Raw genomic sequence first — 17,977 nt, 5'->3', positions numbered from 1 at the left:
CCTCATCGAGTGAGATTGTGCGTCCGCCCGGGGACACCCCGGGCGGACGCACGCGGCCGCTAGTCGCACACCCTGCGGTACGGCGCGTCCGGTACGTACGTGTCCCACTCGGCTCGTGTCAGCTCCTCGTACCCGGCGCGGGCGCAGACGCGGTCGACGGTGCGGGTGGGGGCGACGGTGTGCCGGTGGAGGGGGACGTGGGCGCCGCCGGTGAAAAGGGTGGTGTTGTCGGGGCTGAAGGCGAGGGAGGCGATGCGTTCGCCGGGTGAGGGGAGCGGGCCGCCGAGGGGCTGTTGGGTGGTGGTGTCCCAGAGCTGGACGGTGCCGGCGTCGCCGCCGACGGCGAGGGTGCGGCCGTCGGGGCTGAGCGCGAGGGCGCTCACCGCCTCCGGGGTCCCGCCCAGCGGCGCCGGGAAGACGTTGCGCAGGACTCCGGCCCGGCGGCGCAGGTCCCCGTCCCACAGGGCGACCCGGCCGGTGCGGTCGCCCGCCGCCACACGGCTCCCGTCGGGGCTGAAGGCCAACGCGCTGATGTGGTCGCCCTGGACGAGGTCCAGCGCGACACTCCGCCCGGGTCTGCCGCGGGCGACCCTGTTGTCGCCGACGACCAGTTCGTCACGGGGGCTGAGCGCCAGGCGGACGCTCGCCAGGCCCGGCCCGGTGAGGGAGTCCGTACGGCTGCGGGTCGCGGTGTCCCACCGCTCGTTGCTCGGTTCGCCGTCGGCCGGGGTCCGGGTGGTGAAGAGGGTACGGCCGTCGGGGGACAGGGCCAGGGCCGTCACCGCCGTGCCCGGCTGGGTCCGCCCCAGGTCCAGCACGCTCTGTTCGCGGTCCCGGGCCAGGTCCCAGACGGTGAACCACTGGGGCGCGGCCGGCCTGCCGGGCGCGGTGACCCCGTAGACGAACCTGCTGCCGTCGGGGCTGAACGCCATCTGGGGGACGGCGTCGCCCGGGGCGGGCGACGACGGGGACGGGGACGGGGGCGGGGGCGGGGGCGGCAGCGTGCGGACCAGGCGGCCGTTGTCGGTGGCGCGGAGTTCGAAGCCGAAGCCGCTGTCGCTGCCGGGCCCGGGGCCGGGGCCGGGGCCCGTGCGCTCGGCGGTGGCGAAGAAGCGGCCGTCGGGGCTGAGCAGTACCGCGTCCATGGGGCGGTCGCGCCAGGCGGCGGTGACGGTGGTCTTCAGGTCGAGGGTGTGGGCGGTGCCGCCCTCCAGGTAGCGCAGGACGGGCGGGCCCGGGTCCCAGGCGAGGCCGCCGTGCAGGTGCTGGTTGTTGAGGGGGTGGCGCAGGACGGGGGCGGCCGGGGCCGACAGCCGCCACACGCGGATCTCGTCGGCGGAACCGGCCGTAGCCAGGAACCCCCCGTCCCGGCTGAACGAGGCGTAGCGCACCCCCGGGTCACGGAGTTCGGCGACCCGGTCGCCGGTGTGTACGTCCCACACCCGCACCTCGGCGCCGGCCAGGACGGCGAACCGGCCGGCCGCCCCGAACACCACCGCCGAGTCGTCGTCGCACACCCCCCGCTCCCGCTCCCACGAGCCCCGCAGCACCCGTCTCCCGTCGACCTCCAGAACCTGCGGCGCCTTCCCGGCAGGACACACGGCCACCCGCCGGTCATCGGCGCTGGGTGCCACGTTCGCCGGAGTGACCCCCCGCGCCTCGAACAACACCGAGCCGTCCTCGACGGACCGCAGCTGTACCCGGCCGGAGCCGACCACGCCACCGGTTCCGGCGTCCCCCACCACATAACTCCGCCCGCTCGCCCCGAAAGCGATGCCCTGCCCGCCCGGCGACAACGCCGGCCCTCCGGTCCAGCGCCCGACCTCCACGTCCCACAGCCGTACTCCCCCGTCGCCACCCCCGTTCCCCTCGCCGGCCGCCCCCGAGATCGCCAGGACCCGGGCGTCCGGGCCGGCGGCCAGGACCTCGCCCCCGGGGAGGCGGCCGGAGGCGGTGGTACGGCGCGTGGAGAGGTTCCACGTCTCCCAGGTGCTGTCGTCGACGCTGAGGAGGGTGCGGCCGGAGTCGGCGAGGAAGCGCTGGGAGCGGTAGCCGGAGGCGGGGTCGGAGAAGGCGTCCACCTCCGGCTGGGCGATGGAGCCCAGCAGGGCGCGGCGAGTCTCCGGGAGCGGGGCCATGCGCCAGGCGGCGACGCCCAGGAGAAGGGCGGCGCGGGGGTCGGTGGTGCGCAGCCCGTCGGCGACGGCTGCGACCCGGCGCGCGGTGTTCTGCTGTTGCTGGAGCAGGTTGGCGTCGTGCTGCCGCCAGGCCGCGAGGCCCGCGACGAGCGCCACCGCCAGGACCGCCGAGAGCGCGCCCACCAGGGTCCGGGCGCGGCGCGTGGCACCGGCGGCGGCCTGGCGCTCCGCCTCCCGGGCGTCGAACGCGGCGGTGAGGAAGGCCCGTTCCGCCTCGGTGAGCGCGAGATCGGAGCCGTGGCCGGGGAACACCTCCTCCGCGCGGGCCAGCCGGGTGCCCCGGTAGAGGGTGCCGGGGTCGCGGTCGTGCTCCAGCCAGGCGCGGGCGGCCTCGGTGAGCTGCCGGTGGTGGCGCAGCCGTTCGCGGTCCTGGTCGATCCAGCCGTGCAGCCGGGGCCAGCAGCCGATCAGGGACTCGTGGGCGAGGCGTACGCCCTCCTCGTCGACGGTCAGCAGCCGGGCGCGGGCGAGCAGTTCCACCACCACGGGGATGTCGGGGTGGGCGCACTCCAGGAGTTCGTCCCGGGTGAGGGGACGCCCGGTGTCGACGGTGCCGCGTCCCGGCTCGACCAGCCGCAGGAGCAGCTGCCGGGCGGCTGAGGCCTGGGGCGCGGACAGCCGCCCGTACACCGTCTCGGCGCTCGCCGCGATCGCGCCGTTGAGGCCGCCGGCCGCCTCGTACGCTGCCGTCGTCAGCATGCGGCCCTTGCGGCGGCGCCAGGTCTCCAGCAGGGCGTGCGACAGCATGGGCAGCGCGCCGGGCCGGCCCTGGACCTCCTCGACGACGGTCGCGGCGAGCGAGCGTTCCACCAGGAGTCCGGCCGCCTGCGCGGGCCGTACCACGACCTCACGCAGCTCGTCCGCGGTCATCGCGCCGACCGGCAGCCCGGCGAGGCGCAACGCCTCCGCGAGGCCGGGGTGTTCGGCGCAGCGGGCGTGGAAGTCGGCGCGTACGGCGATGAGGACCCGGAGCCGGGAGTCCGGGTCACGGGCGGTCAGCAGCAGGTCGAGGAAGCGGGTCCGCTCCGCCTCGTCCCGGCAGCGGGTGAACACCTCCTCGAACTGGTCCACCACGACCCAGCTGTCCGGCTCGTCGTCGGCCACGGTCAGCAGATGCCCGTACGTCTCCGCCGGCCGGGCGCCCGGGGTCAGCACCCGCAGCACCGACTCGCAACGCTGCCGCGCGATGTCCGCGCGGAGCCGGGGCAGGAACCCGGCGCGCAGCAGGGACGACTTACCGCTGCCGGAGGCGCCGAAGACGGCCGCGAAGCGGTGGGCGGCGACCAGGCCGCAGAGCTCCTCGACCAGTCGGTCGCGGCCGAAGAACAGGTCGTGGTCGTCCGGTTCGAAGCGGGCGAGGCCCCGGTACGGCGCCGGGTCGTCCCCACCGTCGTCCGCGGCCGCCGCGCCGGCCTCGGCCTCGGCCTCCTTCCAGCGCGGCTCCCACTCGCCGGGGTCGCCCCCGCAGGCCCGGACGTATCCCCGGACGACGGCGAGCGAGGGCAGCCGATCCCCGGCCGCCGCCTGGGAGAGGGTCGTCGCGGAGAAGCCGGCGCCGCCCTCGGCCATCGCCCGGTAGGACGGGCTGCCCGCGGTCCGGCGCAACTCCCGCAGTTCGTGGGCGAGTCGCTGCACGGGCCCGGCCGCCGGGTCCAGGGGTCTTTCGGGACGCCCCACACTCCACCCCCCTTCCGGTTCGGGCGGCGATCAACATACGTATCCCGATGGACACGCGTAACCATGCTCACGCGAAGTGTGGTGTTGATGACAGCGCCGGTACGCCCCGTCGAACAGCCCGGAACCGACTTCCCGAGTTGATTGCCCTGGTGGAACCAGGTGCCGATCAATTCTCCGCTTGGCAGCCTCGGTCCCGCAGAGCCGGATCACCGGAGTCCCCCACCTCGAAGCAAGTGGAGAACCGCTGATGTCCCCAGCACCGAAGAAGTCGACGCGGAAGTCCCTGAAGGCACGCCTCGGGCTGCTCGGCAGAGCCGCGCTCGTCGGCTCCACCGCCACCGCCCTGACCGTCGCCCTGGGCGGCAGTGCCCACGCCGGTGTGCTGACGCCCCTGGCCGAGAGCACGACCTCGTTCCAGAAGACGTTCCAGCCCTTCTTCGACTACGACGGGAACAGCTGCTTCCCCGCCGCGGCGATCGACAAGAACGGCACCCTCAACGGCGGCCTCGACGACAGTGGGTCGGTCACCGGCCAGTGCCGCACGGACCACCTCGGCAAGGCCAACACCTACTCGCGGGTGAAGTGCAACAACGGCTGGTGCGCCATCGTCTACACGCTGTACTTCGAGAAGGACATGAGCTGCGGCGACTGCACCGCCACCTCGCACCGCCACGACTGGGAGGCCGCCGTCGTCTGGGTGCAGCAGGGTGCCTCCACACCGTCCTACGCTTCGGTCTCCGCCCACGGCAACTACACGACCTCGTCGTGGAGTTCCGTCCAGAAGGACGGCGTCCGCCTCAAGGTCGTCTACCACAAGGGGGGCAACGTGTGGGACACCCACTCCTTCCGCTTCGCCAAGTCGGGTGAGGGGGCGGAGGCCTGGGGCGACGGCGGCTGGGACGTCCCGCGTCTGATCAGCTGGAACAGCTTCCCGGGCGGCGACAACAAGTGGACGGCCAGCCTCCAGAGCCGTCTGCAGAACGCCACCTGGGGCGACGCCAACTTCCCCCTGAAGGACGGCCGCTTCACCACCGAACTGACCCGCGCGAAGCCCTCCGGCATCCCCTTCGACCCGAACGGCGCGGGCTGATCCCTATGAAAACGCGCAGTGCCCCGCGCCCCAGAAGGGGCGCGGGGCACTGCGCGAAGAACCACGACGCGCCCGCGGCCAGGGGCCGCCCCGCAGCACGACGGCGATCACCTGGCAGCGGTCACCTGGCAGCGGTCACATGTCGGCGGTCTGCCGACTGGCCGGCACGCTCTCGCGGCTCGCCTGGTACGCCGCCACACTTTCCTTCGCCTGCACGGTCTCCCGCTCGACCGTCGTCAGCATCCGCTCCCACCGCTGCCGCATGGGCCCGATCAGGCCCCCGCCGACACCGACGACGAGGATTCCGGCGCCCGTGCCGAGCGCGGCGTAGAGGACGGGCCGGGTGATGTCCTGGGCGATGCCGGCCTGGCCGAGCGCCGCGATGACGCCGAGCCCGACGACGCAGGCCCAGACGGCGGTCGCCAGGGTCCGGCCGTAGGAGACGGAGGCGAGCGCGCCCCCGACGATGCCGCGTACCGCGTTGGCGATGGCCATCGCCACGACGACGAGCACGACGGCGACGAGCGCGCGCGGGAGCCAGGCGACGATGCCGTTGATCATCGTGCTGACGGGGTTCGTGCCGAAGACACCGAGCGCGAACTGGAGGGTGAGCAGCATCAGCGCGTAGTACACGATCCGGCGGAGGATGCCGGTCAGGTCGTACGAGGAGTCCTGGAGCAGGCGAGACGTTCCGGCACGTTCCGACAGGCGCTCGGAGCCGACTTTGCGCAGGACGCGGTCGAGAACGCGGGCGATCAGTTTCGAGACGAACCAGCCGACGACCAGGACGACGAGGAAGGCGAGAAGCTGCGGAACGAACTGCGCGACCTTGGACCAGGCGTCGTTCAGGCCCTGGGTGAAGTCGACGGACACGTCGACGGACAGGCTGACCATGGGTGGTTCTTCCCTTCGCGGGTACGTCGAGTACGTCCCCTCCCCTTGTGGATAGCAGTGGGCCGACCGGGTGACGGCGCAGTTCAGGGCCGTTCGGGTGACCGCGCACGGGGTGCGCGGACGGCGCGTGCGCCGGAGTGGACGTCCGTCACGTAAATCCGTTGAGTTCTCCACCACCCCCTGTGACCCTCTTGTCAGTGGCATGACTTAGTCTTCGCACACGCTTCACATGCGTCACACGCGCCGCACAGGTCGAACACACCGGCCCCGCGCGACGACGCGCCCACTTCTTTCGTTCCGGGGGGTTCGACACCGTGCGTATGCGCACTCTTCCGGCTGCCACCGCGCTGGCAGTCCTCTTCAGCTCCGCCGCACTCGCGGTCGCCCCGACCGCGTCCGCCGACAGCACCAAGATCCTTCCGGTCGCGTCGAGCGCGGACATCGTGGTGGACGGCGTCCACCAGCGGGTCTTCGTCAGCGACCCGACCAACGGCAAGATCGTCGTCACCGACTACTACGGCATCGTCCGCAAGCAGTTCACGAACCTGCCCGGCGTCCAGGGCCTGGAGCTGTCGGCCGACTCCGGCACGCTGTACGCGGCCGTGCGCGACGCCGACGCGATCGTGGCCATCGACACGGCGACGGAGACCGAGTCGGCCCGTTACCCGGTGGGCGACGCCCCGGTCGGCGTGGCCGTGGCCGGCGGCAAGGTCTGGTTCGGCTACGGCGCTTCGGCCGCCGGCAACCTCGGCTCGCTGGACCTGTCCGGCGAGGAGCCCGTGGTCACCCTCGACCAGGACACCACCCACCTCTGGCACAACGCGCCGATCCTGGACGCGGCCCCCGGCTCCACCGCTCTGGTGGCGGGCGAGCCGGGCGGCAGCAAGCTGGCCGTGTACGACGTCGCGTCGGGCACCGCCGGCCGTACGGCGGCCGTGGACACCGGCGGCGGGAACATGGGAGACCTCGCGGTCACCCCGGACGGGCAGCGCGTCGTCGTGGCCAGCGGGGCCCCGTACCACCACCAGGTCTTCAAGACCTCCGACCTGACGCCGGACGGCACCTACGCCAGCGACACCTACCCGAACTCGGTCGCCATCGCGCCCGACGGCACGGTCGCGGCCGGCATCGACGGCATCTACGAGCCGGACATCTACATCTACGAGCCGGGCGCCACCACCTCGGTCCGGGAGTACGACTTCCCGAACACCGGTGGTGGCAGCGGCGGCGACGAGCTGCCCGACTCCGGCCTGGCCTGGGCGCCGGACGCCTCCCGCCTCTTCGCGGTGACGTACAATGACGAGGGCGTGTACTCGCTGCGCGTGCTCGACGCCCCCACCAGGGCGCTCACTACGATCACCGTGAACGCCCCGGCCACGGCCACCCGCGCGAAGAAGCTCACGGTCAAGGGCAAGGTCACCTCGAAGGCGGCGCTCCCGGCCGGGACGAAGCTGACGGTGACCCGCACCGACCTGGAGTCCACGGCCGGCAAGGCCCTCGCCGCGGTGACCGTGGCGGCGGACGGCAGCTACACCTTCTCCGACACCCCGCCGGCCGGCGGCAAGGTCAAGTACACGGTGCGGTACGCGGGCGACGCCGACCACACCGCCGCGTCCGCGTCCGACACCGTCGAGGTCTCCCGGGCGACGCCCACGCTGTCGCTGGACAAGAACCGCAAGACGTACGCCTACGGCGCGGACGTGAAGTTCACCGCGCACCTCGGCACGACCTACAAGAACCGCAAGGTCGAGATCTGGGCCGACCCGTACGGCGCGGACAAGCCGAACAAGCTGGTGAAGTCGGGGACGGTGAACTCGAAGGGGAACCTGTCGGTCACCGTCGACCTCAAGCGCGACACCAAGCTCTCGGTGAAGTTCTCGGGCGACTCTCGCTACAAGGCGAGGACGGTCACCAACACCGTCTACACCAAGGTCAAGATCTCGTCGTCGATCTCGGGCCACTACACGACCCGGACGGCCTGGGGCCAGAAGTACCACTACATCCGCAAGTCCAAGGACCCCGTCCTGAAGACCACGATGACGTACTACCCGGACCGCAAGCAGCGTCTGCAGCTGCAGTTCCACTACCAGGGCGCCTGGCAGGACTGGGGCGCCGAGTACTTCCCCCTCGGCACGTCCGGCGGGTCCGACATCACCCTCACGGGCACCCCCACCACGGACGTCCGCCTCCGCTTCCGCTCCGAGTACCACGACGGCGGCTCCGGCGACAACGTCAACACCACGACGTACGGGGCCTGGAAGTACTTCATGTACACCAACTGACAGGCGACACGGGGCAGCACGGGCAGCACGGGCAGCACGACGGCGAGCGCCGCCGGGGGTTCCACGGGTCCCCCGGCGGCGCTCGCCGCTTTCGCGCCCGGCGGCCGGGGGAGAGCACGACCGCAGGGAACGGGGCATTCCGAATGAATGGGAAAGCGGTCTCCCTTACCTGCCGGTACGTGTGACGATACGGTCTCTTCCGAAACTTGAGACCTCAAACTGAGGTCACGGTCGCAAAGGAACAGGACATGACCACCCCTGTGCCCTCCGCCCACGCCGCAGTCCCACCAGCCGCACCTGCCGCGCAGGCCCCATCAGCGGGTACCGCCGGTTCCGCCGGGCGCCTGCTCGTCGTGGACGACGAGGAGGGGATCCGGTCCATGCTGACCATGGCGCTGGAGTTCCTCGGATACCAGGTGAGCGCCGCGGCGACCGGACGCCAGGCGCTGCAGGCCGTCACCCGGTACGACCCCGATCTGATCCTCCTCGACGTCAACCTCCCCGATCTGGGCGGCTTCGAGGTGTGCCGGACCCTGCGCGACCGGGGCAACGCGGTTCCGGTCCTGTTCCTCACCGGGCTCGGCGGTGTCGACGACCGGGTACGCGGACTGGACATGGGCGGCGACGATTTCGTCACCAAGCCGTTCGAGCTGAAGGAGGTCGCCGCCCGCGTCCGCGCCCTGTTGCGCCGGGCCGGCGGCGGCCGGCCCGCGCCCGACCGCAACCGCCTCCGCGCCGGCGCGGTCCAACTCGACGCCGACGCCCACCAGGTCTGGGCCGCCGGCCGTCCCGTGGAGCTCACCACCACCGAGTTCGCCCTCCTGCGCTACCTCATGGAGAACCCCGGCCGCGTCCTGTCCCGGGGCCAGATCCAGGAACGCGTCTGGAACCACCGCGACGAGGGGTCCGGCGTCGTCGACACGTACATCTACTACCTGCGCCGCAAACTGGGCGAGCCGGGCCAGTCCCTCATACGGACGGTCAGGGGCGTGGGCTACCAACTGTGCACGAACTGAGCGAGGAAGTCCCCCGGGGAGGGGCGGGCGACAGCGGCGGGGGCTACGGAACACCGGGCGACGTGGACGGGCTGGTCGGATGAGTGGGTTCACCGGGCTGGGCGAGAACATCAGGGCGGCCGGACTGCTCGCGCCGAGTGACACGTGCCGTCGGCCCCACCCCGGCCGCCCCCTTCCTCCGGTGGAGCAGCCGATCCGCCCCCACCGCACGGGCCAACGCACCGTCGGCTTCTGGCTGATCGCCACCCTCACCACCCTGGGCGCGGTCGCCGCCCTCTCCGCCCACACCCTCGCCCAACAGCTCACCGCCCGCACCGACCAGGAGATAACGCGGGCCAGCAAACTCGGCGGATCCGGCAGCGTCGGCCCTCCGGGGCAGGTCCCGGCGCCGCCCCCGAGGGCCACGACGGCATCGGTGTCGCCGTCGGCGCGGTCGTCGGTCCCGCCGTCATCACGGGCATCGGCGTTCGCACCCGGGCCCGCGCCCACCACCAGCCCCACCACCAGCCCGGCCCCCGCCCCGGCCTCCGTGGCGGCCTCATCCATCTCCATCGACGACAACGACCTGATCCTCGTCCTCGACGCCGAGGGCCGGGTCGTGGAGCGCTACGCGGGGTCCGACGGTCTCCCCGCGTTCCCGGCGCTCACGCCCGCCCGGCTGAAGGCGTACGCGGGCCGGGCGAACCCGTCGGCGTTCGGGGAGAGTTACCGGGCGAAGGTGGTGCGCGCGCCGGAGGCGGGCCGGAACCGCGAGGGCGGCTACATCGTCACGGCCAGGTCGACGGCGGACGACCGGCGGGCGGTCGAGCGCCTCCTCCAGGTCGAGACGGCCGCCGCGCTCCCCCTCCTCGCCACCGTCCTGATCGGCGCCCGCCGCCTCGGTCGCCGCGAGGTCAGGGAGCGGCAGGACACCGAGCGTCGGCTGCGGGAGTTCATGGCGGCCGCCGGGCACGAACTGCGCAACCCGCTGACCACGATCTCCGGTTACGCCGAACTCGCCCGGGTCGGCGACCCCGCGTACGAACCCATGCGGCAGGAGGCGCTCGGCCGGATCGCCACCGAGGTCGGCCGGATGAGCACGCTCATCGACGAACTCGTGCTGCTGACCCGCCTCGACCTCGGCCAGCCCCTGCAACTGACCTGCGTGGACCTGGCCCAGCTGTGCCGCGACGCGGCCTCCGCCGCCCGCGACTGCCACCCCGACCATCCCGTACGGCTGCTGCTCGCCCCCGGCGACCACACGGTCACCGGCGACCCGTTGCGGCTGCACCAGCTGGTCGCCAACCTGCTGGCCAACGCGCGGGTCCACACGCCGTCGGGCACCACGACGACGCTGGGGCTCGGCACGGAGGACGGCTACCGGGTGATCGAGGTCCTCGACGACGGTCCCGGAATCCCGGGCGAACTGCGCGCCCGGCTCTTCGACCCCTTCGTCCGCGGTGAGGAGACGCGGGCCGCCGGCAGCGGGCTCGGCCTCAGCATCGTCGCGGCGATCGCGACGGCCCACGGCGGCACGGTCACGCTGGAACCGTCCCGACCGCCGCACCAGGGGGCGTGGTTCAGGGTGCTGATCCCGGCCTCCTCCTGACCAGCCCTGACCTGCCCTGACCAGCCCCGATCGGCCGAGCTCCACCTGTCATCACGCCCGGGTTGCGACAGGGTTGGACTTTGCCGAGAGCAGGGCTGTTTCTGATCATTCTCTGATCAAACTCCGATCCGTTCCGGAGCTACGACCGCTTAAGTGATCAACGTATGGTGTCCCACCCGGTGCAGTGCCGGTGTGACCTCGTACAACTCCCCTCCGAGGTCGGCCCGGCATTCGCCCTGATCGACGGCTCATCGATCTACGACGAACGGAAGACGGCTCATCGACCGGCTCGGCTAACCGGGTACGTGCTGGGCCGACCTCAACTCCCCGTCGGGCCGACGCAGTTCGGCCAGATACTGGCGGGCGTGCTCCAGGGCCCCGGCCCGCCGCCCCGGAACCCGGGTCCGCAACTCCAGCAGCACGAGCCCGAGTTCACGGGCGCGTCCCACGTCCGCGACCAGTCCCCACTGATGGTGCGCCCGGTCGACCGCCGCCTCCACCACCGGGTCCTGCGCGAGCCGCCCCGCCGCGAGCCGCGCCCGGGCGACACCCATCCAGGTCTCACAACTCCCGGCCGCGTCCCCCGCGAACATCGCCAGATCCGCCCGCACCTCCCGCCAGTGCAGCACCTCCTCCGACCCCTCCCCGAACTCCCGCAACGCCCCCTGCTCCCACCGAGCCGCAAGCCCGGCCGCCTCGGAATGCCGACCGGCTTCGACGGCGACGGCGATGGCGCTGTGGGGGTCGGCGGCCTCCGAGGGCGTGGGCAGGCTCCTCCGAATCGGCGCAGCCTCCGGGGACGGGACGGGACGGGTGGAGGTGGCGGGGACGGCGGGGGCGACATCGCCGTGCGGGGCGCCCGCGCCCGGCACCGTCGTACGCGGGACGCCCCCACCGGGCACCGTCGCGTCCCAGGCCAGCACGAGATCCCCGTAACCCCCCGTCCGCGCGAGCACCTGCTCGTGGAGCGCACCCGGCCCCGGCCGCTGCCCACTCCGCAGTATCGTCGCCAGCGCCTTCATGTACCCGGGCACGGCCACGCCCCGCCGCATCCCCGCGCCCGGCGGCGCGATCCGCCCGTACACACTCACCCCGGGCCCGGCCGACAGCGGCTGTCCCGCCAACTGCCGCCACACCTCCGCGTCGGCGTGCAGATCGACGAACAGGGTCGTGGAACCGGGCGCACGCAGCCGCAGTTCCTCCACGATCCAGTGCCAGGGAAACGCCGTGTACCGCACGGTCGCCGGCGTCGTACGGGCCAGCGCCAGGTGTACGAGCCGCTGCTTGCGGTCGAGTTGGAGCTGCCCGGCGAGGTACACGGTGAGCGGCCCCGGCGCGGTGGCCGCGGCGCGCAGCCGGGTGAGGACGGCCTGCGGCTCCAGCGGATCGGCCAGCTCGACCACGTTCGCCGTACCCGTGCCGGACAGCACCTCGGGCGTGACGGCCGCCAGTACGGGAAGCACGGAGGCCGCGTCCACGAGGCACCCCTTGCCCATGGGCGAGGCCGCGAGCAGCAGCACTGTTCCGGGCATCGTTCCCTCCCCATCGATTCCCATCGGCTCCCCGTCGATCACGTACACCAGCCAGCACCGTAACCGCTGCGCGTGCAAACGGGGAAAGGAGCGTGCGAGGAGCGCTCACTCCGGGGCCCCCGGGCCTCTCCGTATCGGCTCCGACGCCCGCCGTACCGCGAAGATCGTCGTGTCGTCGTCGAGGCCGCCTCCGGTGTGGGCGAGGACGCCGTCGCGGACCAGGCGGACCAGGGACTGGGGGTCGAGGGCGGGCGGGCCGACGGCCAAGGCGCGGGTGAGGTACTCGCGGAGAGGGAAGAAGACACCTCTCCCGTCGCGGGCCTCCGTCACCCCGTCCGTGACCAGGAGCAACGTCTCGTCGGGGGCGAGCCGGACCGAGGCCGTCGCCGGCGTCCGCGGTGCCAGCTCACCGAGCCCCAGCGGGAGGCCTTCCCTCATGGGCAGGAGGAGCACGCCGGCGGGGGAGACCAGGAGCGGGGGTTCGTGGCCGAAGTTGATGACGTCGACGGTGAGCGAATCGAGCCCGGTGAGGTCCGGCCCCCAGTCGGTCCGCACGCTGCGCAGTTCGGGGAAGTCGAGGAGCACGGCGGTGGCGAAGCGTTCGGAGTCGTCGCGGCCGACGTGCGCGCAGTACCGCACGTGGCGCACCATCCGCGTCTCCAGCCGCTCGGCCACGGTGACCGGGTCGGACTCGTAATAGGCGGCCTCGCGGAACGTGCCGAGCAGCACGGACGCCGCCTCCACCGCCGCGAGCCCCTTGCCCTGGACGTCGCCGAGGACGACGCGGGTGCCGTGCGGGCTGGGCTGGATGTCGTAGAAGTCGCCGCCCACGCGGGCCTGGCTGTCGGCGGCGAGGTAGATCTCCGCGTGGTCGAGGCCGCCGACGTCCGGCGGGAGCTGGCGCAGCAGGATACGGCGGGTGGTGTCGACGACGGCCCGCATGTGCATCATCCGCTCCTGCCCGCGCAGCCGTACCGCGCAGGCCAGCACGGACAGGATTCCGCCGAGGGCGACGAGGACGAAGTCGGGCAGGCCGTTGCGGTACTGGTGGGGCCAGGAGCTGTCGCCCACGAAGTACATGAGCAGCGAGAGCGCCGCGAACAGCGCCGTCGTCCGCACCCGGCAGACCGCGGCGGCCACGCCCGGTACGAGCACCAGCCACGAGATGATCCGGAAGTCGCCGCCGGTGTACCAGTCGACCACCGGCACGGCGAGCAGCACCACCAGCGGCGGAAGCCAGGAGATGTCGCGCCCGCGGACCCGCAGCAGTTGCAGCCGCTCGACGGGGTCCGGCTCCCGGCGCCCACGCGGCACCGGCATCCGCATCCGCATGCCCCACAGCGAAACACGCCCCCGGGCCCCCCGCATCCCGACCACCCCGCGCCGCGCCTCGCCGCCCAGCCCCCGATACGGCCTCCGCCCCCGTGCCACGGCGCTGTCACGGCTTCCGTGCCCCGACTTGCCACGGGCCCGCCCCAGGTGTGCTCTGGTAGTCGGGGCGGAGAGTCGCGGGGGAGGGAAGAGAGGAGTGCTCCCATGGCGCAAGCAGCACCCACTCCGGGCCGGCCGGTGATTCCGGGCGGGCCCTCGGCTCCGGGCAGGCGGGCGGCGCCGGCCACACCCGATGTCTTCAGCGAGCGCACCCACATACTCGCGAACCGGATCCTGCCCGTGGTCCTGGGCCTCGTCTACGGCTACTGGGCCGCGGCCATGAACCGCGACGCCGGTCCCATCACCGGCTGGAACGTCCTCTTCGGCTTCGTGAGCGCGTTCGTGTTCGCCGCGCTCCACACCGCCGTACTGACCGTGGCCCCCCGTCTGCGCCGCGAACTGCGCGCCGCCGTCTGGGCCGCTTTCGCGGGCTGTGCCTTCGGCTTCCTCTACAGCCAGGCGTCGCAGCACAGCGTGCTGCGCTCCGTGGCCATGTCGCTCGCCATCGCGGCGGGGTTCTTCGCGGCGAACTTCTACCGCTACTACACGCACGAGGACGCGGCGGGCCACCGGCTGCGGTGACCGGGGCCCGCTCAGGCCTCCCCCAAACAGCGGCCCCGGCCCGCTCAGGCCTCCTCCTCCCACTCCCAGGTGGCGAAGGCCGTGAAGGTACACATGAACGAGACGGCCCCGTCCCGCTGCTCGTCCCCGTGCCCGTGCCCGTCCTGGCAGGGATCGCGGTCCTTCCAGCGCTCGTACGAAGCCGTCGCCGGCGGCGGCGGCCGGTCTCCCCGTTCGGCTTGTCCTGCGCGGCCATTCGCAGTCACGTGCGGCGGGAGCGCTCGCGCGGTGGTGGGCGGGAGGCTTGCCTGGAGGGGTGTCCCACCCTGCCCGCGGCACCCTGTCGGCCGTACTGACCGTGTTCGCCTGCCTGCTCACGCCGGTGGGTGCGCTGGCCGCGTGGACGACGTACGAGATCGCGGACCGGTCGCGGTACGAGGCGGTCATGGCACCGCTGGCCACCGACCCCGCCGTACGGGAGGCGCTCGCGGACGCGGTCGCCGCCGGGATCCTGCGCGAGGTCCGGGTGGGGCCGCGGCTGCGGCGACCGGTGCGGGACTTCACACATGACGCGGCGCACTCCTTCACACAGACGGAGGCGTTCCGCACCGCGTGGCACACGGCGAACCGGGCGGCGCACGACGCGGTGCTGACGGCGGTACGCGGGGAGGGCGCGTACGTCGGGGGCGCGGGCGGCGTCGAGGCCCGGGCGGTGACGCTCGACCTCGCGCCGGTCGGCGAACGCGTCAAGCGTCAGCTCGTCCGCGACCACGTGCCGTTCGCCCATCGCATCCCGGTCGCGCACATCGAGGTCGAGGTGCTGTCGGCCGCGGAACTGGTTCAGCTTCGGAAGGGATATCGCGTGCTCGAAATCGCCGCGTTCTGGCTCCCGGTCGGTGCGCTCGCGCTGGCCGCCGGTGGCATTCTCATCGCGACGCAACGCCGCCGGGCCGTCTGCGCGACAGGCCTCGGCACGGCTCTCGGCGGCGCGCTCCTCGGCGTCGCCGTCGCCCTCGGCCGCCACCTCACCCTCGCCGACCTGCCTCCCGGCGTCTCCCCCGCGGCCGCCGGCGCCGTCTACGACGCTCTCACCGCCACCCTGCGCACCGTCACCTGGGGTCTCCTGGGCCTCGGCACGACCGTGGCCGCGGTCGCCTGGCTCACGGGCCGGCTCGCGCGACTTCGCCGAGCGTCCGCAACGCCCTCGCCAACTCCGACGGAGGAACCGACGCGAGCCCCAGCCTGACGCAGTCGGAGGCGGGAGCGGCCGCCCAGGGCTGCCCCGCCCGAGAACGCTCACCCCACCGTCGGGGCGACGGGGGTCCCTCCGCCGGGCGCGGCGGCACCCTGTCAGCGCCGCCGAGCGCGCCCGAACCCGGCCCCGCACCGGCCACCGGGCCACCGGCCCCGGCCCTCCGCCCCGCACCGGCCACCGGCCCGCTGCCGACGGGCCCCCGGCCGGCCCCCACCGTCGGCACGCTGAACGCCGACCCCGGAGTCACCGCCACCCCCCTCTGGGCCGCCGCCGCGCAGAACGTGTCGGCACGCCACGGCTCCGGCAACTCCCACCACGCGTAGTACGCCCGCGGATCCCCCCGTACGGCGAACCCCGCGAGATGCTCGGCGACCAGCCGCTGCCGTGCCGCCGCGTCCGCCCGCTTCGCCGCGACCAGCCGCCCGACCGTCCCGTCCCCGATCCACCGCACCCCCGCCTCCAGCGCGAACCGCCCCGCCGTCCAGCCCCCCGAACGCAACGCGTCCGCCGCCCCCTCGACCCGCCCCTGCGGCACCACCAGAAACCCGACCGTCAGCCCCGGCGCGACCCGCTTGGACAACCCGTCGACGACGAACACCCGTTCCGGCGCGAACAGGGCCAACGGCGGCGGCACGTCCTCGCCGGAGTCCCCTTCACCACGATCCCCGTCCGCCAGGAACGACCAGATCCGGTCCTCGATCACCGGCAGGTCGGACTCCCGCACCACACGGGCGAGCTCGGCCCGCCGTACGCCGCCCATCGTCACGGACGTCGGATTGTGCAACGTCGGCTGCACATACACCGCCGACAACGGCGCCGCCCGGTGCGCGGCGACCACGGCCTCCGGCCGCACCCCCTGCCCGTCCGTCGCGAGCGGCACCAGGGTCACCCCCAGCCGACCGGCGATCTCCTTGACCAGCGGATACGTGAGGGCCTCGACGCCGACGCGGCCCCCGGGCCGTACGAGGTGGGCGAGGGCCGCCGCGATGGCCTGGCGGGCGTTCCCGGCGAAGAGGAACCGGTCCGGGGCCGGGCGCCAGCCCCCCGTGGCGAGCAGCCCGGCCGCGGCCTCGCGCGCGGCGGCCGTACCGGTCGCCGGGGCCGTGCGCAGCGCGTCCGTCAGCACGTCCGGCCGTAGCAGCGGCGCGATCCCGGCGGCCAGCAGCTCCGACTGGCCGGGCGCGGAGGGATAGTTGAGCTCCAGGTTCACGGGCTCCGAGCCGGCCGGCTCGGCCAGCGCCCGCCCGGCCGGTCCCGGCGGCGCCGCCCGTACGAACGTGCCGCGCCCGACCTCTCCCACCACCAGCCCGCGCCGCACCAGCTCCGCGTACACCCGTCCGGCGGTGGACCCGGCGATCCCCCGCCGCCGCGCGAACACCCGCTGCGGCGGCAGCCGGTCACCGGGCTGCAGCCGCCCGGCGGCGATGTCGTCCGCGACGCGATCGGCGATACGCCGGTAGTCAGCCATGACGGTCGCCCCACCTTCCCCCGGCTCTCACCACATTGCACCGAGGGCAAAGATCTTATTGCACCGAGGAGTTGGGGGACCCTAGGGTCGAACCCATGACCACCTTCCTCACATACGAGGACAAAGGGGAAGCGGGACCGTCCCACCCCCTTCCTCTCGTCCTCATCCACGGCCACCCCTTCGACCGCACGATGTGGCACCCCCAGATCAGCGCGTTCGCCGCCTCCCGCCGCGTCATCGCCCCCGACCTGCGCGGCTACGGCGAGTCCCCCGTGGTCCCGGGCGTCACCCCGCTCCCGGCCTTCGCCGAGGACGTCGCCGCGCTCCTGGACGACCTCGGGGTCCGCGACTTCGTCCTCGGGGGCCTCTCCATGGGCGGCCAGATCGCGATGGAGTGCTACCGCCAGTACCCGCACCGCGTCCGCGGCCTCCTCCTCGCCGACACCTTCCCCGCCGCCGAGACCCCTCAGGGCAGGCGCACCCGCAACGCCATGGCGGACCGGCTGCTGCGCGAGGGCATGACGGGGTACGCCGACGAGGTGCTGTACAAGATGGTCGCGCCCTACGCGGACGCGGAGGTCGCGGCCCAGGTGCGCCGCATGATGACGGCCACCGACCCCGAGGGCGCGGCGGCGGCCCTGCGCGGTCGCGCCGAACGCCCCGACTACCGCGAGCTGCTCACCCGCGTCGGCGTCCCGGCCCTGGTCGTCGTGGGCGCCGACGACGAGTACACCCCCGTCTCCGACGCGGAGGGCATGCACGCCGCCCTCCCCGACTCCACCCTCCACGTCATCGAGGGCGCCGCCCACCTGCCGAACCTGGAGCGCCCGGACGAGTTCAACAAGATCCTGGAGGACTTCCTGGCTCGGCTGGACCACCTGGACTGAGGGCGGCACCCGGACCGGACCGGGGGTGGCACCCCCGAGCCGAGGTTCACCCGTTTGGCCTACACCGAGTGCGCTGCCCCTCCTGCCGCGTGACCATG

The 17,977-nt window shown here is 73.3% G+C and carries 12 protein-coding genes; 7 read left to right on the top strand and 5 right to left on the bottom strand.

The features are described from left to right. Positions 1-59: 59 nt before the first annotated feature. A complete protein-coding gene (locus tag OG858_RS23775; RefSeq protein ID WP_328544478.1) occupies positions 60-3,875 on the bottom strand; it encodes a WD40 repeat domain-containing protein in 3,816 nt (1,271 codons plus the stop codon). A gap of 247 nt (positions 3,876-4,122) precedes the next feature. Between OG858_RS23775 and OG858_RS23770 the strand changes: the two genes are divergently transcribed. Continuing rightward, positions 4,123-4,965, top strand: coding sequence for an NPP1 family protein (locus tag OG858_RS23770; RefSeq protein ID WP_086749459.1), 843 nt, complete (start codon positions 4,123-4,125; stop codon positions 4,963-4,965). 135 nt (positions 4,966-5,100) lie between these two features. Here OG858_RS23770 and OG858_RS23765 read toward each other — a convergent pair whose 3' ends face one another. Then, entirely contained in the window at positions 5,101-5,859 is a 759-nt protein-coding gene (locus tag OG858_RS23765; protein WP_086749460.1) for a mechanosensitive ion channel family protein, read from the bottom strand. Positions 5,860-6,179: 320 nt separating this feature from the next. Between OG858_RS23765 and OG858_RS23760 the strand changes: the two genes are divergently transcribed. The 3 genes from OG858_RS23760 (at position 6,180) to OG858_RS23750 (ending at position 10,745) form a co-directional block, all read left to right on the top strand. Further along, a complete protein-coding gene (locus tag OG858_RS23760; protein ID WP_328544479.1) occupies positions 6,180-8,141 on the top strand; it encodes an Ig-like domain repeat protein in 1,962 nt (653 codons plus the stop codon). A 248-nt stretch (positions 8,142-8,389) separates the two neighbouring features. Continuing rightward, positions 8,390-9,157, top strand: a complete 768-nt coding sequence (locus tag OG858_RS23755; RefSeq protein WP_328544480.1) for a response regulator transcription factor — start codon at positions 8,390-8,392, stop codon at positions 9,155-9,157. A 79-nt stretch (positions 9,158-9,236) separates the two neighbouring features. After that, entirely contained in the window at positions 9,237-10,745 is a 1,509-nt protein-coding gene (locus tag OG858_RS23750) for a sensor histidine kinase (protein ID WP_328544481.1), read from the top strand. A gap of 293 nt (positions 10,746-11,038) precedes the next feature. On the opposite strand, the gene OG858_RS23745 is transcribed toward OG858_RS23750, so the two are convergent. After that, entirely contained in the window at positions 11,039-12,277 is a 1,239-nt protein-coding gene (locus OG858_RS23745) for a hypothetical protein (RefSeq protein WP_319067665.1), read from the bottom strand. A 105-nt stretch (positions 12,278-12,382) separates the two neighbouring features. After that, positions 12,383-13,609, bottom strand: a complete 1,227-nt coding sequence (locus OG858_RS23740; RefSeq protein ID WP_319067664.1) for a PP2C family protein-serine/threonine phosphatase — start codon at positions 13,607-13,609, stop codon at positions 12,383-12,385. Positions 13,610-13,813: 204 nt separating this feature from the next. Here OG858_RS23740 and OG858_RS23735 point away from each other — a divergent pair, with 204 nt between their 5' ends. Continuing rightward, positions 13,814-14,290: a hypothetical protein gene (locus tag OG858_RS23735; RefSeq protein ID WP_328544482.1), complete on the top strand. Its 477-nt coding sequence runs from the start codon at positions 13,814-13,816 to the stop codon at positions 14,288-14,290. Between the two features lie 295 nt (positions 14,291-14,585). Further along, entirely contained in the window at positions 14,586-15,515 is a 930-nt protein-coding gene (locus OG858_RS23730) for a hypothetical protein (RefSeq protein WP_319260467.1), read from the top strand. Here OG858_RS23730 and OG858_RS23725 read toward each other — a convergent pair. Further along, positions 15,430-16,992, bottom strand: a complete 1,563-nt coding sequence (locus OG858_RS23725; RefSeq protein ID WP_319260464.1) for an aminotransferase-like domain-containing protein — start codon at positions 16,990-16,992, stop codon at positions 15,430-15,432. The genes OG858_RS23730 and OG858_RS23725 overlap by 86 nt on opposite strands. Before the next feature lie 95 nt (positions 16,993-17,087). On the opposite strand from OG858_RS23725, the gene OG858_RS23720 reads away from it, so the two are divergent. Next, on the top strand, positions 17,088-17,879 hold the full coding sequence (locus OG858_RS23720; protein ID WP_328544483.1) for an alpha/beta fold hydrolase: 792 nt from the start codon (positions 17,088-17,090) through the stop codon (positions 17,877-17,879). The last annotated feature ends 98 nt before the right edge of the window (positions 17,880-17,977 follow it).

Source organism: Streptomyces europaeiscabiei, from assembly GCF_036346855.1.
In the GTDB taxonomy this organism is placed as follows: domain Bacteria; phylum Actinomycetota; class Actinomycetes; order Streptomycetales; family Streptomycetaceae; genus Streptomyces; species Streptomyces europaeiscabiei.
This window is presented reverse-complemented; position numbering and strand designations above follow the sequence as displayed.